The organism is Thauera sp. 63 (assembly GCF_000310165.2).
GTDB lineage: Bacteria > Pseudomonadota > Gammaproteobacteria > Burkholderiales > Rhodocyclaceae > Thauera > Thauera humireducens.
Map to the genome: position 1 here is coordinate 72,715 of NZ_AMXC01000003.1, position 19,734 is coordinate 92,448.

The 19,734-nt window shown below is 66.9% G+C and carries 21 protein-coding genes; 16 read left to right on the top strand and 5 right to left on the bottom strand.

The genetic code is table 11. From position 1 onward, the window contains the following. The first annotated feature begins 1 nt into the window (after nt 1). The 4 genes from C664_RS04165 (at nt 2) to C664_RS04180 (ending at nt 3,423) form a co-directional block, all read left to right on the top strand. The gene (locus C664_RS04165) at nt 2-670 is read left to right on the top strand and encodes an NADH:ubiquinone reductase (Na(+)-transporting) subunit D (protein WP_004253734.1); all 669 of its coding nucleotides are present in this window, start codon (nt 2-4) and stop codon (nt 668-670) included. A gap of 1 nt (nt 671) precedes the next feature. Then, nucleotides 672-1,280 carry an NADH:ubiquinone reductase (Na(+)-transporting) subunit E gene (gene nqrE / locus C664_RS04170; protein WP_004253736.1) on the top strand — a complete coding sequence of 203 codons (609 nt, stop codon included), beginning with the start codon at nt 672-674 and terminating at the stop codon, nt 1,278-1,280. A 15-nt stretch (nt 1,281-1,295) separates the two neighbouring features. Beyond that, nucleotides 1,296-2,519, top strand: a complete 1,224-nt coding sequence (gene nqrF, locus C664_RS04175; RefSeq protein ID WP_004253738.1) for an NADH:ubiquinone reductase (Na(+)-transporting) subunit F — start codon at nt 1,296-1,298, stop codon at nt 2,517-2,519. Between the two features lie 103 nt (nt 2,520-2,622). Beyond that, complete coding sequence (locus C664_RS04180) at nt 2,623-3,423, top strand: enoyl-CoA hydratase/isomerase family protein (protein ID WP_004253740.1); 801 nt, start codon at nt 2,623-2,625, stop codon at nt 3,421-3,423. A 56-nt stretch (nt 3,424-3,479) separates the two neighbouring features. Here C664_RS04180 and C664_RS04185 read toward each other — a convergent pair whose 3' ends face one another. After that, nucleotides 3,480-4,262: a YdcF family protein gene (locus C664_RS04185; RefSeq protein WP_004253742.1), complete on the bottom strand. Its 783-nt coding sequence runs from the start codon at nt 4,260-4,262 to the stop codon at nt 3,480-3,482. Nucleotides 4,263-4,411: 149 nt separating this feature from the next. On the opposite strand from C664_RS04185, the gene C664_RS04190 reads away from it, so the two are divergent. The 10 genes from C664_RS04190 (at nt 4,412) to C664_RS04235 (ending at nt 13,357) form a co-directional block, all read left to right on the top strand. Continuing rightward, nucleotides 4,412-4,966, top strand: a complete 555-nt coding sequence (locus tag C664_RS04190; protein WP_004253744.1) for a DUF2802 domain-containing protein — start codon at nt 4,412-4,414, stop codon at nt 4,964-4,966. Next, nucleotides 4,963-5,619: an SPOR domain-containing protein gene (locus C664_RS04195; RefSeq protein ID WP_004253746.1), complete on the top strand. Its 657-nt coding sequence runs from the start codon at nt 4,963-4,965 to the stop codon at nt 5,617-5,619. The genes C664_RS04190 and C664_RS04195 overlap by 4 nt, the downstream gene beginning before the upstream one ends. Before the next feature lie 38 nt (nt 5,620-5,657). Further along, nucleotides 5,658-6,101 carry a flagellar assembly protein FliW gene (fliW, locus tag C664_RS04200; RefSeq protein WP_004253748.1) on the top strand — a complete coding sequence of 148 codons (444 nt, stop codon included), beginning with the start codon at nt 5,658-5,660 and terminating at the stop codon, nt 6,099-6,101. A gap of 83 nt (nt 6,102-6,184) precedes the next feature. After that, nucleotides 6,185-6,565, top strand: coding sequence for a RidA family protein (locus C664_RS04205; RefSeq protein ID WP_004253749.1), 381 nt, complete (start codon nt 6,185-6,187; stop codon nt 6,563-6,565). Between the two features lie 117 nt (nt 6,566-6,682). Beyond that, nucleotides 6,683-8,740: an ATP-dependent DNA helicase RecG gene (recG, locus tag C664_RS04210; protein ID WP_004253751.1), complete on the top strand. Its 2,058-nt coding sequence runs from the start codon at nt 6,683-6,685 to the stop codon at nt 8,738-8,740. Between the two features lie 180 nt (nt 8,741-8,920). Further along, complete coding sequence (locus C664_RS04215) at nt 8,921-9,502, top strand: chorismate--pyruvate lyase family protein (RefSeq protein ID WP_004253753.1); 582 nt, start codon at nt 8,921-8,923, stop codon at nt 9,500-9,502. Then, on the top strand, nt 9,487-10,368 hold the full coding sequence (gene ubiA, locus C664_RS04220; RefSeq protein WP_004253754.1) for a 4-hydroxybenzoate octaprenyltransferase: 882 nt from the start codon (nt 9,487-9,489) through the stop codon (nt 10,366-10,368). Before C664_RS04215 ends, ubiA begins: the two co-directional genes overlap by 16 nt. A gap of 40 nt (nt 10,369-10,408) precedes the next feature. After that, on the top strand, nt 10,409-11,233 hold the full coding sequence (gene pyrF, locus C664_RS04225) for an orotidine-5'-phosphate decarboxylase (RefSeq protein WP_004253756.1): 825 nt from the start codon (nt 10,409-10,411) through the stop codon (nt 11,231-11,233). An 84-nt stretch (nt 11,234-11,317) separates the two neighbouring features. Further along, entirely contained in the window at nt 11,318-12,808 is a 1,491-nt protein-coding gene (gene ubiD, locus C664_RS04230) for a 4-hydroxy-3-polyprenylbenzoate decarboxylase (RefSeq protein ID WP_004253758.1), read from the top strand. Between the two features lie 135 nt (nt 12,809-12,943). Further along, the gene (locus tag C664_RS04235) at nt 12,944-13,357 is read left to right on the top strand and encodes a DUF4870 family protein (RefSeq protein ID WP_004253761.1); all 414 of its coding nucleotides are present in this window, start codon (nt 12,944-12,946) and stop codon (nt 13,355-13,357) included. A gap of 13 nt (nt 13,358-13,370) precedes the next feature. Here the strand turns inward: C664_RS04235 and dacB are convergent, their stop codons facing one another. Continuing rightward, entirely contained in the window at nt 13,371-14,765 is a 1,395-nt protein-coding gene (gene dacB, locus C664_RS04240) for a D-alanyl-D-alanine carboxypeptidase/D-alanyl-D-alanine endopeptidase (RefSeq protein ID WP_004253764.1), read from the bottom strand. 198 nt (nt 14,766-14,963) lie between these two features. Between dacB and C664_RS04245 the strand changes: the two genes are divergently transcribed. Beyond that, the gene (locus C664_RS04245; protein WP_004253766.1) at nt 14,964-15,305 is read left to right on the top strand and encodes a hypothetical protein; all 342 of its coding nucleotides are present in this window, start codon (nt 14,964-14,966) and stop codon (nt 15,303-15,305) included. 23 nt (nt 15,306-15,328) lie between these two features. Here C664_RS04245 and lysA read toward each other — a convergent pair whose 3' ends face one another. Beyond that, entirely contained in the window at nt 15,329-16,609 is a 1,281-nt protein-coding gene (lysA, locus tag C664_RS04250; RefSeq protein ID WP_004253769.1) for a diaminopimelate decarboxylase, read from the bottom strand. After that, on the bottom strand, nt 16,606-16,794 hold the full coding sequence (lptM, locus tag C664_RS21230; protein ID WP_038010915.1) for an LPS translocon maturation chaperone LptM: 189 nt from the start codon (nt 16,792-16,794) through the stop codon (nt 16,606-16,608). Before lptM ends, lysA begins: the two co-directional genes overlap by 4 nt. Before the next feature lie 36 nt (nt 16,795-16,830). On the opposite strand from lptM, the gene cyaY reads away from it, so the two are divergent. Next, a complete protein-coding gene (cyaY, locus tag C664_RS04260; protein ID WP_004253774.1) occupies nt 16,831-17,157 on the top strand; it encodes an iron donor protein CyaY in 327 nt (108 codons plus the stop codon). A 4-nt stretch (nt 17,158-17,161) separates the two neighbouring features. Here the strand turns inward: cyaY and C664_RS04265 are convergent, their stop codons facing one another. Then, nucleotides 17,162-19,579 carry a penicillin-binding protein 1A gene (locus C664_RS04265; protein ID WP_004253776.1) on the bottom strand — a complete coding sequence of 806 codons (2,418 nt, stop codon included), beginning with the start codon at nt 19,577-19,579 and terminating at the stop codon, nt 17,162-17,164. Nucleotides 19,580-19,734: the final 155 nt, after the last annotated feature.

Below are 19,734 nucleotides of genomic sequence, written 5' to 3' on the forward strand. Positions count from 1 at the left end.
CATGTCCAAGCCCACCATAAAGGAAGTCCTGCTCAACCCGATCTTTGCCAATAACCCGATCGGGTTGCAGATCCTCGGCATCTGTTCGGCGCTCGCGGTGACGTCCAACCTGAAGACGGCGCTCGTGATGTCCATCGCCCTGACGCTGGTGACGGGGTTCTCGAGCATGTTCATCTCGATGATCCGCAGCCAGATTCCGGCTTCGATCCGCATGATCGTGCAGATGGTGATCATCGCCTCGCTCGTGATCGTGGTCGACCAGATCCTGCGGGCCTATGCCTTCAGCCTCGCCAAGCAGCTGTCGGTGTTCGTCGGCCTGATCATCACCAACTGCATCGTGATGGGTCGCGCCGAAGCGTTCGCCATGCAGAATCCGCCGCTGCTGTCCTTCATGGATGGGATCGGCAACGGCCTCGGCTACAGCGTCGTGCTGCTGACGCTGGGCGTGATCCGCGAGCTGTTCGGCGCCGGCAAGCTGTTCGGGGTCGAGATCATCGCGCTCGCCAAGGATGGTGGCTGGTACGTGCCCAACGGCCTGCTGCTGCTGCCGCCATCCGCGTTCTTCCTGATCGGTCTGCTGATCTGGGCGCTGCGTTCGTGGAAGAAGGATCAGGTCGAGAAGCCGGCCTTCAAGATGGCTCCTCAGGTCGTGACCAAGGAGGCCTACTGAAATGGAACACTATCTGAGCCTCTTCGTGCGGGCCGTGTTCATCGAGAACATGGCGCTCGCCTTCTTCCTCGGGATGTGCACCTTCATCGCCATCTCGAAGAAGGTCGAGACCGCGATCGGCCTCGGCGTCGCGGTGATCGTGGTGCAGACCATCACGGTCCCGGCCAACAACCTGATCTACACCTACCTGCTGCGCGAAGGCGCGCTGGCGTGGGCGGGGCTGCCGGACGTCGACCTGTCCTTCCTTGGCCTGCTGTCCTACATCGGCGTGATTGCGGCCATCGTGCAGATCCTCGAGATGCTGCTCGACAAGTACGTGCCCAGCCTCTACAACGCGCTGGGCGTGTTCCTGCCGCTGATCACGGTGAACTGCGCGATCATGGCGGGCTCGCTGTTCATGGTCGAGCGCGACTACAACCTCGCTGAAAGCACGGTGTATGGCATTGGCTCGGGCGCCTCGTGGGCGCTGGCGATCGCGCTGCTTGCGGGCATCCGAGAGAAGCTGAAGTACAGCGACGTGCCCGAGGGCCTGCAGGGCCTGGGCATCACCTTCATCACCATCGGGCTGATGTCGCTGGGCTTCATGTCCTTCTCCGGCGTGCAGCTCTAAGGACGGGATGAACACATGAATACCGAAATCGTACTCGGCATCGGGATGTTCACCGCCATCGTGCTTGCGTTGGCCGTGTTCATCATCGTTGCCCGCTCCAAGCTGGTGGCCAGCGGCGACGTCACCATCGACATCAATGGCGAAAGGAAGATCACCGTCCCGGCCGGTGGCAAGCTGCTGCAGACCCTGGCCGAAAGCGGGCTCTTCCTGCCCTCGGCCTGCGGCGGTGGCGGCACCTGCGCGCAGTGCAAGTGCGTGGTCAAGGAAGGCGGCGGCTCCATGCTGCCGACCGAGGAGTCCCACTTCACCAAGCGCGACGCCAAGGAAGGCTGGCGCCTGTCCTGCCAGACCCCGGTCAAGCAGGACATGAAGGTCGAGGTGCCGGAAGAGGTCTTCGGCGTGAAGAAGTGGGAATGCACGGTGGAGTCCAACCCCAACGTGGCCACCTTCATCAAGGAACTGACGCTGCGCCTGCCCGAGGGCGAGGAAGTGGCCTTCCGAGCTGGCGGCTACGTGCAGCTCGAGTGCCCGCCGCACGTCGTGAACTACAAGGACTTCGACATCCAGGACGAGTATCGCGGCGACTGGGACAAGTTCAACATGTGGCGCTTCGTCTCCAAGGTGGACGAGACCGTGATCCGCGCCTATTCGATGGCGAACTATCCGGACGAGAAGGGCGTGGTGAAGTTCAACATCCGCGTCGCCTCGCCGCCGCCGGGGCGCGACGACATTCCGCCGGGCAAGATGTCGTCGTGGGTGTTCAACCTCAAGAAGGGCGACAAGGTCACGGTGTATGGTCCGTTCGGCGAGTTCTTCGCCCGCGACACGGACCACGAGATGGTCTTCATCGGCGGCGGGGCGGGCATGGCGCCGATGCGTTCGCACATCTTCGACCAGCTCAAGCGCCTGAGCAGCAAGCGCAAGATCACCTTCTGGTACGGCGCGCGCTCGATGCGCGAGGCCTTCTATGTGGAGGAGTTCGACAAGCTGCAGGAGGAGAATCCGAACTTCAAGTGGCACCTGGCGCTGTCGGATCCGCTGCCCGAGGACAACTGGACCGGCTACACGGGTTTCATCCACAACGTGCTGTACGAGAACTACCTCAAGGACCATCCGGCCCCCGAGGACTGCGAGTTCTACATGTGCGGCCCCCCGATGATGAACGCGGCAGTCATCAAGATGCTGCTGGATCTCGGTGTCGAGCGCGAGAACATCATGCTCGACGACTTCGGCGGCTGAGCGCCGGAGTCCTGCAGTAGCGCGGGCGCGCGGCGCTCCGTGTCAGAATGCCCGCTGTTGCGCCCGTGCGCATGGCGGGCATTTTTCTCTGGAGGATTTCCCGATGGCGGATACCGTTCTGCTCGATGTCACCGATGGCATCGCGACCTTGACCCTGAACCGGCCGCAGGCGCTCAATGCCCTGTCGATCGCGATGATGCCCGACCTGGCCGCGGCCGCACGCGCGCTCGCGGCGCGCAAGGACTACGGCGTGGTCGTCGTTCAGGGGGCGGGAGACCATTTCATGGCGGGCGGCGACCTGAAGGACTTCGCGGGCCAGCTGCATCTGTCGCGTGAGGCGCGTCTGGCGGAATTCAAGGCGCTGATCGTGCAGCACATCAACCCCACCGTGGAGATCCTGCAGAACCTGCCGCAGCCGGTGATCGCAAAGGTGCGTGGTGCCTGCGCCGGTTTCGGCCTGTCGCTGATGCTGGGCTGCGATCTTGCGGTCTGCGCCGACAACGCGAAGTTCACCACCGCCTACGCCTCGATCGCGCTGTCGGGCGACGGCGGCGCATCGTACTTCCTGCCCCGCATCGTCGGTCGGCGCAAGGCGGCCGAGCTGCTGCTGCTGGCCGAGCGCTTCGATGCCGCCGAGGCGCTGCGCCTGGGGGTGGCGAACCGCGTCGTGCCCGCCGACCGGCTCGACGACGAGGTCGCGGCGCTGGCGCGTCGCTTGCTATCGGGGCCGCAGCACGCCTACGCCGAGATCAAGCGTCTGCTCACGGCTTCGCACGACAACCAGCTCGAGTCGCAGCTGCAGAGCGAGGCGGAAGCCTTCGCGCGTTGTGCCGCCACCGACGATTTTGCCGAGGGTGTCACCGCCTTCCTGGCAAAACGCGCGCCGTCGTTCGGCGGTCACTGAAGTCAGTCACTGAAGTCGGTCAGCGAGTCGATCACGAAGGCCGTTCGCACGGGCGGTCATTGCGACAGGCGGTAGACCAGTCGCCCGATCGCCTCGTGCACCGCGAACCAGCCGGCATAGGCACTGTTCGCATTGGGGAGCTGGCCGGGCAGGAAGCGCGCTTCGGAGGGGGCGCCGTGGTCAGCGAGCCACCCCGTCGGCGCCGGCGTCACGATGAGCCCCGCCGACTCGAATGCCGCCTGCGCACGCGGCATGTGCATGGCATGGGTGACGAGCAGGACGTGTCGTACGTCAGCCTCGCGCAGGATCTGCGCCGAGAACAGCGCGTTCTCGCGCGTGTCCCGCGAGCGCGCTTCGGCCCAGCGCACCGTAAGGCCGAAGTCTTCCTCAAGCGCGGATTTCATCAGGACGGCCTCGGCGGTCTCGTCCCCGATGCCGCCGCCGCTGACGAGCAGCGGCAGACCCGTCGTGCGCGCGAGCCGGGCGCCGTAGCGCACCCGCTCGAGCGCGAGCCGGTTAAGGGTCTCCCCGCCATATTCCGGCGCATAGTCGCGCCGCCCGGCGCCGAGGACCACGATGGCCTGTGCGCCGCGGCTCGCCTCGAGGGACAGCGGTCTCGGGTCTTCGAGCTGCTTCGCCAGCCAGCCGACGCTGGCCGGCAGGGTCAGCAAGAGGTTGAGCGCCACGCCGCCCCACGCCAGCACCCGCCCGAGGCGTGGGCGGCGGCGCAGCAGGAGCAGGCCGGCGACGACCGGCAGCAGGGGCAGCAGCGGCGGCAGCACGAGCGCGGCGAGCAGCTTCTTCAGCCAGAACAGCAGGGCAGGGAGCGAAAAATCCATCTTGGTTTGTCGTCGGCAGGGGCGGCCAGTATTATCGGGCCAATTCACTCGTCCCCACCCGTGTCCATGACCCTTCCTTTTTCAACGCAGATGACCGCGGCGCTCCGGCAGTCGGACCTCGGTCGGCGTTTGTCGGGGGGGAGGGCGGAGTGAGCCTGCGTCAGCTCGTGTGGCTGCTTGTAGTCGTGTGCGTGGGCTTTGCTGCCTGGCAGTTGCTGCGCGCGCTGATCGTCGCGCGGCGCGCACCACCGCGTGCCACGAGCGCGCCAGCGGTGACGGTGGTCGACGACGAGGGCGCTGAGGACGACGGCTTCGATTACGCCCCCGAGCTTCGGCCTCGTCCTGTGACGCCGCCTCCCGCTGCGCCCCAAGCTGCTTCCGATGCCGTAGTGGAGCGCTCTGCGGATACCTTCCAGCTCGAACTCGAATCCCGTCACCTGCGGCGGGAGGTAGCCGAGCTGCGGGCGCTCGTGTCGCGCCAGCATGCCGAGATCGATGCCCTGCAGCTCGAGGTAGCCGGCCTGCGTACGCAGCTCGAGGATGCGGGCGCGAGTGCGAGCGGCGTGTCGCCCGAATACAGCGAGTCGCTGCGCCTTGCCGAGCAGGGCATGGCTGCCGAGGAGATCGCTGCGCGCTGCGGCATTACCGTGGCCGAGGCCGAACTCGTGCTCTCGCTCGCGCGCAGCGGAGGCGCCCCGCGATGAACGCGACGAGCGATCCTCAACTCGGTCAGCGCAACCGGGCCCTCAAGCGCGCAGGTCTGGCCCTGGCCGCGGCGGGCTTGCTGCTCGTCGTGGCACTGATGCTGGAACAGCAGGGGACCGTGCCGGAGCGCGCTGTCGCCGGAAATGGGCAGATCGGCTTGCCGCCGGCCGCGCCGGTGATCGCGATCCGTACCCCGGAGGCCCCCGTGCAGCCGGAACCGGGTGCGACCCGGGACGCGCAGGACGCGCTGCCTGCTCCGGCCGATGCCGTGACGCCAGTTGCGCGGGCAGCGCCCTCCGCGCCCTCGCCTATGCCCGTACCCGTCGCGGCCCCGGTGCAACCCGTCACGCCTGCCGCTGATGCGGCGCCCGAAGTGCAGGCAGCGCCCATCGCGCCGCCGTCCGCCCTGCCCGTCATTCCGCCGGCACCGGCCGACGGCTTCCGTATCCAGCTCGGCGTGTTCGGCGATCCGGCGAATGCCCTCACCCTGCAGCGCGAGCTCACCGCCAAGGGCTTGCCCGCGACGATCCAGAGCCGGGTCGTGCTGGGCCCCTTCACCGACCGTGCAGCGGCGGAGAAGGCGCAGGCCGCCTTGCGCAAGGCGGGCCATGAAGCCGGTATGCTGTTGCCACCCGTACGCAAGAAGCCCTGAACCGGGCGTAGAAACCTTCCATCCAGAGGAGTCGCACCATGAAGATCAAGAGCCCCGAGTTCGGCAGCGCAGAGATTGCCGACGATCTCATCATCGAGTTTCCCGAGGGGCTGCCCGGATTCGAAAGTTGCCGCCGCTTTGCGCTGGTGCATGAGGAGGGGCGTGAGCCTGAGGTCTTCCTGCTGCAGAGTGCGGAGGACCCCGAGGTCGGCTTTTCGGTCACGCCGCCGGCCCGCCTCGGTGTCAATCTCGAGTTCGTCCTGACCGACGCCGAGACCGAATTGCTGCAGCTCCAGAACCAGGAGGATCTGGCGGTCGCGGTGATCGTGCGGGCACAGGACGGTACAAACGCGAATCCGGCCTCCGCTGGCCTGAGCGCCAACTTCATGGCGCCGCTGGTGATCAACACCCGCGCACGTCTTGGCCTGCAGAAGGTCATCGGCCGCATGGGCTGCGACATCACGCTGCGCCAGCAGGACTGAATCCCGCCGCGCGGCCGCCAGTCGGCCGCAGGCGGGCAGTCGCGGTTTACAATGCGGGCCTTTCGAACGCAGAGGTTTTCGCCATGGCCCGCACCATCATCTCCACGCCCAACGCACCGGCCGCGATCGGCCCGTATTCGCAGGCCGTCAAGGTCGGCAACCAGGTCTACCTCTCCGGCCAGATCGGTCTCGATCCCGCCAGCATGCAGTTGGTCGACGGCGTCGAAGCGCAGGCCGTGCGGGTGTTCTGCAACCTGAAGGCGGTCGCTGAGGCCGCTGGCGCGTCGTTCGCCGACGTCGTCAAGATCACGATCTACCTCACCGACCTGTCTAACTTCGGTGTGGTCAATGAGGTGATGGCGCGCTACTTCGCCGAGCCCTATCCGGCCCGTGCCACCGTGGGCGTCCGCGAACTGCCGCGTGGTGCGTTGGTCGAGGCCGACCTCACCATCGTGCTCGGCTGAGTCCGCACTGTCTGCGTGCACCAGGGGTGCTGCGCCAGCAGCATCCCATGCGTTTCCGTGCCCCGTTCCCCGAAATCGATCGCTTCGACGCCCGCGGAGCCCGTCGCCACCGCTGCTGTGCGTGAGGCCGCGCTGCGCCTGCGTGGCTGGCCCGGTGTCGGCCCGCAGCTTGCCGGACAACTGGCGAAGCTCGACATCCGCGGGCCGCAGGACCTGCTGCTTCACCTGCCGCTGCGCTACGAGGACGAGACGCGGCTGACCCCCATCGCCGCCGCGCGCCCGGGGTTTGCCGTGCAGGTGGAAGGCGAGGTTCGGTCGAGCGAGGTCGTGCTGCGTCCGCGCAGGCAACTCGTCGTGCGCATTGCCGACGATTCCGGAACACTTGTCGCCCGCTGGCTCAATTTCTATCCCTCGCAGCAGAAGCAGCTTGCGGCCGGGCGTCGCGTGCGCCTGTTCGGGGAGGTGCGGGGCGGCTTCTTCGGCGACGAGATGGTCCATCCCCGCGTGCGCGCAGTGGAGGCGGGGGAGGCCCTGCCGAACGCACTGACACCGGTGTATCCGACCACCGCGGGCGTGGGGCAGGCCACGCTGCGCAAGCTCATCGATCGCGCGCTCGCCAGCGAGATGCTGGACGATCCGCTGCCCGCGGCGGCGTGTCGCGGCCTGGGGTTGCCGGGCTTTGGCGAGGCCTTGCGCGCCTTGCATCATCCCGCGCCCGATGCCGACCCGGCCGCGCTCGAGCTGCGCGAGCATCCGGCCTGGCGCCGCGTCAAGTTCGAGGAATTGCTGGTGCAGCAGATGTCGCTGCGCCGTGCCTACAACGCCCGCCGCGCCCGCCAGGCCGTGTCGCTGCCCGCTCGCGGCCAGCTGACCGCGGCCTTGCTTGACACCCTGCCTTTCCAGCCCACCCGCGCCCAGTCGCGCGCGGTGGCCGAGATCGCCCTCGACCTCGCTGCGCCGCACCCGATGCAGCGCCTGCTGCAAGGCGATGTTGGCAGTGGCAAGACCCTGGTTGCGGCGTTGGCGATGCTCCAGGCCGCAGAGAACGGCTGGCAGGCGGCGATGATGGCGCCGACCGAGATCCTCGCCGAGCAGCACTGGCGCAAGCTGTCCGACTGGCTCGCGCCGCTCGGCATCGGGGTGGCCTGGCTGTCGGGCAGCCGCAGGAAGCGCGAGCGCGAGGCCGAGCTCGAACGCCTGCGCAGCGGCGAGCTGCTGCTGGCCGTGGGCACCCATGCGCTGATCGAGGATCCGGTGACCTTGCCGCGGCTGGCGCTGGCGGTGGTCGACGAGCAGCACCGCTTCGGCGTGCGCCAGCGTCTCGCGCTGCGCGAGAAGGGCGAGGCGGGCCGGCGCCCGCACATGCTGATGATGTCGGCCACCCCGATCCCGCGCACCCTGGCGATGACTCACTACGCCGACCTCGATGTATCGGTACTTGACGAGTTGCCGCCCGGGCGCACGCCGATCCGCACCAAGCTGGTGTCCGACGCCCGCCGCGACGAGGTCGTCGAGCGGGTGCGGCAGGCCTGCCTCGGCGGCCGCCAGGCCTACTGGGTGTGCCCGCTGATCGAGGAGTCGGAGGCGCTGCAGCTGCAGACTGCAGTCGAGACCTTCGAGACGCTGGTTGCAGCGCTGCCCGAGCTCAAGGTCGGCCTGGTGCATGGGCGCCTCAAGGCCGACGAGAAGTCCGCCACGATGAAGGCCTTCTCCGCTGGCGAACTCGACGTGCTGGTGGCGACCACCGTCATCGAGGTGGGCGTCGATGTCCCGAACGCCAGCCTGATGGTCATCGAACACGCCGAGCGCTTCGGCCTCGCCCAGTTGCATCAGTTGCGCGGCCGAGTCGGCCGTGGCAGCGCCGAGTCGGTCTGCATCCTGATCTACGCCCAGCCCCTGTCGCAGACCGGCCGCGAGCGCCTGAAGGTGATCTACGAGAACACCGACGGCTTCGAGATCGCCCGCGCCGACCTGCGTATCCGCGGCCCCGGCGAGTTCGTCGGTGCGCGCCAGAGCGGACTGCCCTTGCTGCGCTATGCGAGTCTCGAGGACGACACCGACCTCATCGATCCGGCACGCGAATGGGCCGAGCGCATGCTGCGCGACATGCCCGAGGCGAGCGAGCGCCTGATGCAGCGCTGGCTGGGCGGGCGGGAAGCCTTGCTGCGCGCGTGAGCGTGCATCGCCGTAATGAGGTAGCCGGGAGGGGTGGGCGTTCGTGGAGAAGGCGAGGACTGTCCGAGCGGAGCGAGTTCCGCAGTCTTCGGAACGAATGCCCACCCCTCCCGACGGTGGTAGGCGCTCTCGGTTGCTGCGCTCCGCTAGTACAATCCGGCCTCGTCCTGACGACCAAGCATGCTGATCCGTCCTCCTAGCGAAACCTGGCTGGCCGCCCCGCCGCGCACCCGCGCGCCGTCTCACCTCATTCCCTGGCTCACCGACCCGTCGTCGCTGACCGCGCGGATTCGCGCGCGCTGCGAGCACGTCAGCGTGAACCTGCTGTCCCAGGGACTCGCCTCGGCCGTGCCCGACGAGGCGACGCTGCTCGGCCTGCGCCCCGGCGAGCGGGTGTGGGTGAGGGAAGTCCTGCTGCTCGCCGACGGCCGTCCGGTGGTGTTCGCCCGCACGCTGTTGCCCCGTGGACATGTGCGTGGCGCCTGGAACCTCTTCCATGGCTTCGGCGCCCGTCCCCTGGGGGCCGCCTTGTTCGCAGATCGGGCCATCTCGCGCGCACCGCTCGCCTGTGCCCGGCTCGATGCACGCGATGCGCGTTATCATCGCGTCCGCGCTGCCCTGGCCGCGCACGCGCCCTCGGAGCTTGTGCCGCGTGAAGTGTGGGGGCGTCGTTCGCTGTTCCATCGTCACCACCGCGCGCTGATGGTCAGCGAGTTCTTCCTGCCCGCGATTTTCGATCTGCCCCGATGCCCGACACGATGAGCCTCACCGACAAGCTGCCGCACTACGCCCGCCTGATGCGGATCGACAAGCCCATCGGCACGCTGCTGTTGCTGTGGCCGACGCTGTGGGCGCTGTGGTTCGCCGCCGATGGCTGGCCGCCGCTGCAGGTGCTGGTGATCTTCGTCGTCGGCACCTTCCTGATGCGCTCTGCCGGCTGTGTCATCAACGACTATGCCGACCGCGACTTCGACGGTCATGTCGAACGCACCCGCAACCGTCCGCTGGCCACTCGGGCGGTGAGCCCGCGCGAGGCCTTGCTGCTGGCCGCCGGCCTGGCGCTGCTGGCGTTTCTGCTCATCCTGCCGCTCAATGCGACCGTGCTCTGGCTGTCGCTGCCGGCCCTCTTCCTGGCGGGAAGCTACCCGTTCACCAAGCGCTTCCTTGCCATCCCGCAGGGCTACCTGGGAATCGCCTTCGGCTTCGGCATCCCGATGGGCTTCGCCGCCATCCTCGGCGAGGTGCCGCTGGTGGGCTGGGTGATGCTGCTGGCCAACGTTTTCTGGGCGATCGCCTACGACACCGAGTACGCCATGGTTGACCGACCTGACGATCTCAAGATCGGCATCAAGACATCGGCGATCACCTTCGGGCGCTTCGACGTCGCGGCGGTGATGCTGTGTTACGCGATCACGCTTGGCCTGCTCGCCGCGGTGGGCGTGGCAGCGGAGCGCGGCGTGGCCTGGTTCGCCGGCCTGCTCGTCGCGGCAGGCATTGCCGGCTACCACTACACCCTGATCCGTGAGCGCGACCGCGCCGGTTGCTTCAAGGCCTTCCGCCATAACAACTGGCTGGGTGCCGCGATCTTCGCGGGTCTCTTCATCGACGACCTGCTGCGCCGGGCCTGAGCGCGGCGTCGGCCTCACTGCGTATTCTCTGGACCCTGACATGCACTTCATGACCGCCCTCGAAGCCGCCTGGCAACAGCGTAACAGCCTGCTGTGCGTCGGCCTCGACCCCGATCCCGCCAAGTTTCCCGCGCACCTGCAGGGCAGGCCGGATGCCATCCTCGAGTTCTGCAAGGCCGTCGTCGACGCCACAGCCGACCTGGTGTGCTGCTTCAAGCCGCAGATCGCCTATTTCGCCGCCCACCGCGCCGAAGACCAGCTCGAAGCGCTGATCGAGCACATCCACCTCGCCCATCCCGACACGCCGGTGATCCTCGACGCCAAGCGTGGCGACATCGGCAGCACTGCCGAGCAGTACGCCATCGAAGCCTTCGAGCGCTTCAAGGCCGACGCGATCACGGTCAACCCCTACATGGGCCGCGACTCGGTCGATCCCTACCTGGCCTACCCCGACAAGGGGGTGATCCTGCTGTGCCGCACGTCCAATCAGGGCGGGTCGGACCTGCAGTTCCTCGACGTCGACACGCCGCGGGGGCGCATGAAGCTCTACGAGCACGTCGCCCGCACGGTGGCAGAGGACTGGAACGCCAGCGGCAACTGCGGCCTGGTGGTCGGCGCCACCTTCCCGGGCGAGATCGCGCGCGTACGCGAACTGACCGGCGACATGCCGCTGCTGGTGCCCGGCATCGGCGCGCAGGGCGGCGACATCGCCGCGACCATGGCGGCCGGGCGGACCGCGAAGGGGGCCGGACTGATGATCAACTCCTCGCGCGCAGTGCTGTATGCGGGCAGGGGCGAGGATTTCGCCGAGGCCGCGCGCAAGGTGGCGCTCGACACCCGCGACGCGATCAACGCCCATCGCTGATCCCGGCTGCAACTTGAGATCGACGGCGGAGTCTGTCGTCAGACCCGCGCCACGTGCGCACTGCACCTTTCAAGAGACGCCCGCATGAAATACGATGACCTGCGCGACTTCATCACCCAACTCGAGGCGCGCGGCGAACTGAAGCGCATCGCCGTGCCGGTCGATACCCACCTGGAGATGACCGAGATCGCCGACCGCGTGCTGCGCGCCGGCGGCCCGGCGCTGCTGTTCGAGCGCCCGATGACCAAGGGGGTGCCGCAGGCGATTCCCGTCCTCGCTAACCTCTTCGGCACCCCGCAGCGGGTGGCGATGGGCATGGGCGAGGATGTGGCCGACGGCAACTGGAGCACACCGCTGCGCGAAGTCGGGAAACTGCTCGCCTACCTGAAGGAGCCCGAGCCGCCCAAGGGGCTGAAGGACGCGTGGGAGAAGCTGCCGGTGCTGAAGCAGGTGCTCAACATGGCGCCGAGGGAAGTCCGCTCCGCGCCCTGCCAGCAGGTGGTGTGGGAGGGCGAGGCGGTCGATCTGGCGAAGCTGCCGATCCAGCACTGCTGGCCCGGCGACGCCGCGCCGCTGATCACCTGGGGCCTGGTGGTGACGCGCGGGCCGCACAAGAAGCGGCAGAACCTGGGCATCTACCGCCAGCAGGTGATCGGCCGCAACCGCGTGATCATGCGCTGGCTGGCGCACCGCGGCGGCGCCCTGGACTTCCTCGAGCACCAGCGCGCGCATCCCGGTGAGCCCTTCCCGGTCTCGGTGGTGCTGGGTTGCGACCCGGCGACCATCCTCGGCGCGGTGACGCCGGTGCCGGATTCGATCTCGGAGTATCAGTTCGCGGGCCTCTTGCGCGGCGCCAAGACCGAACTGGTGAAGTGCCTGGGCAACGATCTGCAGGTGCCCGCCTCGGCCGAGATCGTGCTCGAAGGCGCGATCCACCCGAATGACATGGCGCCCGAGGGGCCCTACGGCGACCACACCGGCTACTACAACGAGGTCTCCGACTTTCCCGTCTTCACCATCGAGCGCATCACCATGCGCCGCGACCCGATCTACCACAGCACCTACACCGGCAAGCCGCCCGACGAGCCGGCGATGCTGGGCGTGGCGCTCAACGAAGTCTTCGTGCCGCTACTGCAGAAGCAGTTCACCGAGATCGTCGATTTCTACCTGCCGCCCGAGGGCTGCTCCTACCGCCTGGCGGTGGTCAGCATCCGCAAGCAGTACCCGGGCCACGCCAAGCGCGTGATGTTCGGCATCTGGAGCTTCCTGCGCCAGTTCATGTACACCAAGTTCATCATCGTGGTGGACGAGGACGTGAACATCCGCGACTGGAAGGAGGTGATCTGGGCGCTGACCACGCGCATGGACGCCACCCGCGACACCACGCTGGTCGACAACACCCCGATCGACTACCTCGATTTCGCCAGTCCGGTGGCCGGCCTCGGCAGCAAGATGGGGCTCGACGCCACCAACAAGTGGCCGGGCGAGACGAGCCGGGAGTGGGGTACGCCGATCGTCATGGAAACGGCGGTGAAGGCGAAGGTCGATGCAATGTGGGACGAACTGGGCCTTTGACCCGGCCGGCAGGGCTTGGGTGCCTGCCGTTCATGTTGCGCTGCGGCGGAACGACGTGGCACCCTGCAGGTCCAAGCGTCCGTCATCAGGGAGATAGCCGCTTCGGTCGACCGCCCCCTGTCCTGAGGAAAAACGATGAGCAACCCCGTTCCCGCGCCGCTGCAGGCCGGCCAGCCCTCCGAGAACATGGTCACGGTCACGCACCTGATCTATGCGCTGCATGCCTTCGCCGTGTTCACCGGTGTCGTCGGCTCCGCGACCATCATCGGCAGTTTCGTCGCCAGCCTGCCGTCGATCGCCGCGATCATCCTGAACTACTGGAATCAGGCCGCGGTGCGCGGCACGTGGGTCGAGAGTCACTTCCGCTGGCAGATCCGTACGTTCTGGTTTGCCGTGCTGTGGATCGCTGTCGCCGTCCTGCTGGCGCTGACCGTGATCGGCATTCCGTTCGCACTGCTGCTGATCGGCGTGGCCGGGCTGTGGGTGCTGTATCGCGTGGTGCGGGGCTGGCTCGCCCTGATCGGGCGGCGTGCGCTGCCGATGGATTGAGCGGTTGCGGCCCTCAGGGCTGCGCGCTCCACACCCATTCGAGCAGGGCGTCCTGTGCTGATGCACTGGCGCCGGCCTCCGGGTGGTTCACCATCATGACCACCACGTGGCGGCGGCTGTTGCGGTCGAGGACGTAGCCGGCGATCGCGCGCACGCCGTTGAGCGTTCCGGTCTTGATGTGTGCCTGACCGCTGGCCGGACTGTTGCGCAGCCGGCGGCGAGCGGTACCGTCGAGCCCTGCGACGGGCAGGGCCGAGATGTACTCAGGCATCCACGGTCGCTGCCACGCGAGCATCAGCATCTGGCCTAGGGTGCCGGCGCGGATCCGTTCGATGCGCGATAGCCCGGCGCCGTTCTCGATGATCAGGCCATCCACACTCAGCCCCGCCGCAGCGAGCCCCTCGGCTGCTGCGTGCGCGCCGCGCGCAACCGCGTCCGGCGCCTCGGGCGCTTCCGCTGGAGACCTCGCGCCCAGACTGGCAAGCAACTGGCGCGCGATGACGTTGCTCGACCACTTGTTCATGTCGCGCACGATGTCGGCAAGCGGCGGCGACTCGTGCGTGAGCAGGACCTGCGCATCGGGTGGCATCAGTCCGGACCGGATCTGGCCGTCCAGGCGTCCGCCGGCTTCGGCCCAGAGGGTCGCGACCATCGCCGCACCGAACTCTGCCGGCGGCAGCGGCGCCGCGCTCCAGGTACGCGGGCCGCAGGCAGCCGGCAGGCTGCCGCTCAGCACGAGGCGGCGGCCCGGTTCGATGCGTGCCTCGAGGTCGCGATACCACACGTCGCAGCCTGCTGCCGAGGTGACGATGCGATTGTCGACCACCACGCCCGCCAGGGGCGGCTCGGCGAGGACGGTCACCGCCTGATTGGGCTGGCGACCGGGAAAGAGCGCCAGCTCCAGGGTGTTGTAATGCATCAGCAGACCGTGAGGGCCGCTGTTGTAGGGCCGCAGGCCGCGCCCGTCGAAGGCATCGGGGTCGTGGGGGGGCAGTTGCAGCACCGAGCCGTCGAGTACGATGTCGCCCGCGATGCGCTCGATGCCGAGTCCCCGCAGGCGGCGCAGGAGCTTGCCGATCCGGTCCTTGTCCAGTGCCGGGTCGCCGCTGCCGACGATGTACAGGTTTCCGCTGAGGACGCCTTGCGACATGCCGGCGTCGCTGGCGATACGGGTACTCCAGGTATGGGCCGGGCCGAGCTGGTCGAAGGCAACGAAGGCCGTCACCAGCTTCATCACCGAGGCTGGATTCATCTCGGTGTCCGCGTTATGGCGAAGGCTTGGCGCTGCTGCGTCGACGGGTTGCACCCACACCGACACCGCACTGTCGGGAATCTGCGCCGATGCCAGGGCCAGCTGCACGGCGGGAGGCAGTGCGTCGTGCGCGGCGGCCGGGAGGGCAAACAGCACGAGGCTGCAGAAGGTGGCTCTAAATGCGAACTGAATGTCGCGCGGCAGGGTACTACGACACAGTCGTTTGATGCAGTGCGACAAATTCACCCTCTTGGGTCTGTAGAATGCAGGCTGTGAAGAAGAAAACTGCCCGTCTGAATGCATGGGTGCGGTCGTCGGAGCGGTACTTTCCGGCGTGGTTGCGGGGGCTTGGGAATGAGTGGATTTGGGCATTATGCGCGCACGGCCGACGAGCTGGAGCGCGAAATCTATAAGCGGGGACTGGCCTTGGGGATCGACTGGGACGATCAGGTGCGGCTGCGGGAGCTCGCGCGGCAGGCCCTGAGCAGCGAACCTGGCAACGTCATGCGACTGCTGCGCAGCCCGATCCGGCAGGACAAGCTGACCGGCGAACTGTTTGCATTGTCCGAGTTGATGCTCAATACGATGCGACAGAGCGCGCAGATCGGGGTGCATACCAGCGGCGGCAGGGCGTGGAAAGCCTTCGGTCGCGCCTTGTACCAGGAGTCCGAGAGTCTGGAGGAGGCGGGCGCCTGAGGCGACCCGCCCCGGAGCTGGATTCAGCTCAGCGGTTTTTCGTCGGCGAACAGCGCCGAAACGGATTCGCGCTCGCGGACCAGATGCGACTGCTTGCCATCGACGATCACTTCGGCGGCGCGCGGGCGGGTGTTGTAGTTGGAGCTCATGGTCATGCCGTAAGCGCCGGCAGAAAGGATTGCCAGCAGGTCGCCTTCGGTCGCGGCCAGTTCGCGTCCGCGGGCGAGGAAGTCGCCGCTCTCGCAGATCGGGCCGACGATGTCGTAGGTCTGCGCGGGCACATCGCGCTCGACGACCTCGACCACCTCGTGCCACGCATCGTAGAGGGCCGGACGCGCGAGATCGTTCATGGCAGCGTCGACGATGGCGAAGTTCTTCGTCTCGCCGGGCTTGAGGTATTCGATATGGGTCAGCAGCAGCCCTGCGTTACCGACCAGTGACCGGCCGGGTTCGAAGCAGAGCTCTTCCTTGCGACCTTCGAACACCTTCAGCAGCGGAGCGAGATACTGCGCCACGCTTGGCGGGGCTTCGTCGCGATAGCGGATGCCGAGTCCACCGCCAAGGTCGATGTGCTCGAGCACGATGCCGTCGGCGGCGAGCCGATCCACCAGGTCCGCCACCTTCTGTGCGGCCTCGGCGACGGGGGCCGGGTCGAGCAGTTGAGAGCCGATGTGGCAGGCGATGCCCGCGATGTGCAGGTTGGGCAGCGTCGCTGCGCGGCGGTAGAGCGATTGGGCATCGGCAAAGGCGACGCCGAACTTGTTGTCCTTGAGTCCGGTGGAGATGTACGGGTGCGTCTTGGGATCAACGTTGGGATTCACGCGCAGGGCGATCGGTGCGGTCTTGCCAAGTTCAGCGGCGACTGCGTCGAGGCGCTCCAGCTCGGTCGCGGATTCGACGTTGAAGCAGCGGATGCCTGCCAGTAGGGCCTGGCGCATTTCGCTCCGGGTCTTGCCCACGCCCGAGAACACGACCCGGTCGGCGCGACCGCCGGCCGCCAGCACGCGGGCCAGTTCGCCGCCCGAGACGATATCGAAGCCCGCACCCAGCTGGGCGAACACGGACAGGACGCCGAGATTCGAGTTGGCCTTGACCGCGTAGCAGACGAGCGCCTTGCGGCCGCTCAGGGCCTGCTTCCAGGCGTCGAAGGCAGCCGTCAGTGCGGCCCTGGAGTAAACGTAGGTGGGCGTGCCGTACTGCTCGGCGATCTGGGTCAGCGACAGGCTTTCGAGGGTCAGCACGCCGTTTTCGGCGTGCAGGGTCGGTGTCGGCAGCGGGGCGGCGATGTTGTTCTGGTCAGTCATTGGAGCTCGCGGTCTGAGAACGGGTCCGGGTGCAGGACGGGTTTGCTATGATCGGCGCCCGGTGCCGCCGGGCCGGACGTGCCGGTCTTGGGGGCAGGCAGGTAGAGCGGGCCCTTGATGCCGCAGGCCGAAAGGAGCGCGCAGGAAAGCGCGATTGCGGTAATTTTGGCTCGCATCGCCGTCATTCATGAAAAACTGGAATGCTAACAGAAGGGATCCGCATGGAAGAGGCTGCATTCAACGCGCTGGCCGAGGCTGAGCTCGAGCGTATCGAGAACGCACTGGAGGCGTGCGGCGCCGATATCGACATCGAACCCAAGCCCGGCGGCATCCTGGAGGTCGAGTTCGACAACGGCAGCAAGATGATCATCAACCGCCATAGCGCCGCGCGCGAGATCTGGGTGGCTGCCCGGTCCGGCGGATTCCACTTTCGCCATGAGCAGGGTCGCTGGGCCAATACGCGCGGAGGCGACGAGCTGTGGGCAATGCTGGCTGCGCTGGTGAGCGACCAGGCTGGCGAGGCCGTCAGCCTGGTCCGTCCGGACTGATCCGTCAGCGCCGGATGGGCACCGGCATGCGGTCTTCGACCGGTGCAGGTGCTTGCGCGGCTGGAATCGGGCGACTGAGGGGGATGGGCGTCGGCGGAATGGCTTCTTCAGGCGCCTCGAGCGCAGGGCCCTGATCGTCGGATGCAAACATGTTCCGCAGCCAGTCGGGGGCAAGCGGAGGTTCCGGCGGCTCGTATTCGGCGTACTGGTAATCCATCCGGCTGCCGTCTCCGGCCTGAATCTGGACCAGGCCGTCGGGACGCGGGCGCTGGGCCTCCGGGCTGCCTTCCAGCGCCTTGCTCATGTAGTTGATCCAGATCGGCAATGCCGCCGCGCCGCCGGTTTCGCCACGGCCGAGATTGCGCGGCTGGCTGTAGCCGACCCAGGTGATGGCGACAACATCCGGGTTGTAGCCGCAGAACCAGGCGTCCAGATAGTCGTTGGTCGTGCCTGTCTTGCCCGCCAGGTCGTTGCGCTTGAGGCTGCGCGAGCGCGCAGCCGTTCCTCGCTGCATCACGTCCTGCATCATCGAGTCCATCAGCCAGGCATTTCTCGGATCAAGCACGCGTGGCGCACTCTGCCCCGCCACGGGAGGGTCGGTGCGCGCGACCAGGCGGCCATTGCCGTCGTAGATCTCCTTCACGACATAGGGGTCGATGCGGAATCCGCCGTTGGCGAACACGGCGTAGCCCGAGGCCATTTCCCACGGCGTGACGCTACCGGCGCCCAGCGCCATCGTCAGGTAAGGCGGGTGCTTGGCTGGGTCGAACCCGAAGCGTCCAACGTAATCCTGGGCGAAGACTGGCGTGATGTCCTGCAGCAGTCGGATCGACACCAGGTTGCGCGAGCGTGTGAGAGCGTCGCGCACAGTCATCTGCCCCGCGAACTTGCCATCGTAGTTCTTGGGCTCCCACGCCTGGCTGCCCGTCACGCCGGCAGGGAAGTAGAGCGGATCGTCGGCGACCACGTGTCCGGGGCCGTAGCCGCGTTCGAGTGCGGCCGAGTAGATGAACGGCTTGAAGCTCGACCCTGGCTGGCGCTGCCCCTGAGTGGCGTGGTTGAACTTCGTGCGGGCGAAGTCGAAGCCGCCGACCAGGGCGCGCACCGCGCCATCCTTCGGGGCGACGGAAACCAGTGCGGCCTGCACTTCCGGCAGTTGCGCGATCTCCCAGGTCTTGTCACCCGTATCGCGGATCCGGATGATCGCGCCGCGGCGGATTCGCCTTGTCTGTGGGGCCTTTTCTGCGAGCATCGGCGCGGCAAAGCGCAGGCCGTTGCCGCTGATCGTGATTTCTTCGCCGCGGCGGTAGACCGTCACGGCTTTCGGGGAGGCCTGCAACACCAGCGCGGCCAGCAGGTCATCGTGATCGTTGATGTCCGACAGTGCCTCATCCAGACGTTCATCGCTGACGCCGCTCTGTGGCAGGTCGACGAATGCCTCCGGACCACGATAGCCATGTCGCCTGTCGTAATCGAGCACACCCTTGCGCAGTGCCGCGTAGGCCGCTTCCTGATCCTTGCGCGTGATGGTCGTCACGATCCGGATGCCCAGCTCATAGGCCTGGTCGCCAAACTGCTCGACCGCGATCTGACGAGCCATTTCGGCCACATACTCGCCGTGGATGCTGTTGTCTTGTTGTGCTCGCGCAACATGCGTGTCGCGTTGACTACGCGTTGGCGTTGCGACCGCAAGTGCCTCCTCGAAGGCGTCGCGTCCGATGAATCCGGCCTCGAGCATGCGGCGCAATACATACTGTTGTCGCACTGTCGCGCGCGCCGGGTTGACGATCGGGTTGAAGGCCGATGGTGCCTTGGGAAGCCCCGCAAGCATCGCGGCTTCGGGCAGCGTGAGTGCGTCCAGCGTCTTTGCGTAGTAGGCGCGGGCGGCGGCGGCGAAGCCGTAGGCGCGCTGTCCCAGGTAGATCTGGTTGATGTAGAGCTCGAGGATCTGATCCTTGCTGAGCTCATGCTCGATCTTGAGCGCGAGTAGAATTTCGTAAAGCTTGCGATTGTAGGTTTTTTCGCGCGTAAGGAAGAAATTTCGCGCAACCTGCATGGTGATGGTGGATGCGCCCTGCCCGCGGCCGCCCGACGTCAGGTTTGCCAGTGCCGCTCGCGCAATCCCAACGGGATCCACGCCGGCGTGCTCGTAGAAGCGCTCGTCTTCGGCTGCAAGGATTGCGTGCTTGAGCACCGAGGGAACCTCGGCTATGCGAACGACATCGCGCCGCTCCTCGCCAAACTCTCCAAGCAAATGCCCATCTGCCGTATATACTCGCAACGGGACACGCGGACGGTAATCGGTCAGCGCGTCAAGGGAGGGGAGGTTCGGCCAGGCGAAGAGCGACACTGCCGCGAGTGTCGCCAGGCCGAGAATTGCAAGCGCCAGCAGCGCCGCGACCGGATAAAGGACCCAGCGCATCAGCAGTCCACATTGATGTCAATAGGGCGCGCATTATACGGGATGCCCTTCAGAGATGCTGTTTCCAGTCGTTAGTTGTGAAACAGTTCCCTTTACATGTATCGGGTCTTGTTGATAGCATTTCATGACAAAAGTCAGCTTTGACTCGTAACATA

What these genes read in the sequence shown, in the direction of transcription:
- C664_RS04165 (WP_004253734.1), top strand. Translation starts at nt 2, where the DNA reads ATGTCCAAGCCCACCATAAAGGAAGTCCTGCTCAACCCGATCTTTGCC.
- nqrE (WP_004253736.1), top strand. Translation starts at nt 672, where the DNA reads ATGGAACACTATCTGAGCCTCTTCGTGCGGGCCGTGTTCATCGAGAAC.
- nqrF (WP_004253738.1), top strand. Translation starts at nt 1,296, where the DNA reads ATGAATACCGAAATCGTACTCGGCATCGGGATGTTCACCGCCATCGTG.
- C664_RS04180 (WP_004253740.1), top strand. Translation starts at nt 2,623, where the DNA reads ATGGCGGATACCGTTCTGCTCGATGTCACCGATGGCATCGCGACCTTG.
- C664_RS04185 (WP_004253742.1), bottom strand. Translation starts at nt 4,262, where the DNA reads ATGGATTTTTCGCTCCCTGCCCTGCTGTTCTGGCTGAAGAAGCTGCTC.
- C664_RS04195 (WP_004253746.1), top strand. Translation starts at nt 4,963, where the DNA reads ATGAACGCGACGAGCGATCCTCAACTCGGTCAGCGCAACCGGGCCCTC.
- fliW (WP_004253748.1), top strand. Translation starts at nt 5,658, where the DNA reads ATGAAGATCAAGAGCCCCGAGTTCGGCAGCGCAGAGATTGCCGACGAT.
- C664_RS04205 (WP_004253749.1), top strand. Translation starts at nt 6,185, where the DNA reads ATGGCCCGCACCATCATCTCCACGCCCAACGCACCGGCCGCGATCGGC.
- C664_RS04215 (WP_004253753.1), top strand. Translation starts at nt 8,921, where the DNA reads ATGCTGATCCGTCCTCCTAGCGAAACCTGGCTGGCCGCCCCGCCGCGC.
- ubiA (WP_004253754.1), top strand. Translation starts at nt 9,487, where the DNA reads ATGCCCGACACGATGAGCCTCACCGACAAGCTGCCGCACTACGCCCGC.
- pyrF (WP_004253756.1), top strand. Translation starts at nt 10,409, where the DNA reads ATGCACTTCATGACCGCCCTCGAAGCCGCCTGGCAACAGCGTAACAGC.
- ubiD (WP_004253758.1), top strand. Translation starts at nt 11,318, where the DNA reads ATGAAATACGATGACCTGCGCGACTTCATCACCCAACTCGAGGCGCGC.
- C664_RS04235 (WP_004253761.1), top strand. Translation starts at nt 12,944, where the DNA reads ATGAGCAACCCCGTTCCCGCGCCGCTGCAGGCCGGCCAGCCCTCCGAG.
- C664_RS04245 (WP_004253766.1), top strand. Translation starts at nt 14,964, where the DNA reads ATGAGTGGATTTGGGCATTATGCGCGCACGGCCGACGAGCTGGAGCGC.
- lysA (WP_004253769.1), bottom strand. Translation starts at nt 16,609, where the DNA reads ATGACTGACCAGAACAACATCGCCGCCCCGCTGCCGACACCGACCCTG.
- lptM (WP_038010915.1), bottom strand. Translation starts at nt 16,794, where the DNA reads ATGACGGCGATGCGAGCCAAAATTACCGCAATCGCGCTTTCCTGCGCG.
- cyaY (WP_004253774.1), top strand. Translation starts at nt 16,831, where the DNA reads ATGGAAGAGGCTGCATTCAACGCGCTGGCCGAGGCTGAGCTCGAGCGT.
- C664_RS04265 (WP_004253776.1), bottom strand. Translation starts at nt 19,579, where the DNA reads ATGCGCTGGGTCCTTTATCCGGTCGCGGCGCTGCTGGCGCTTGCAATT.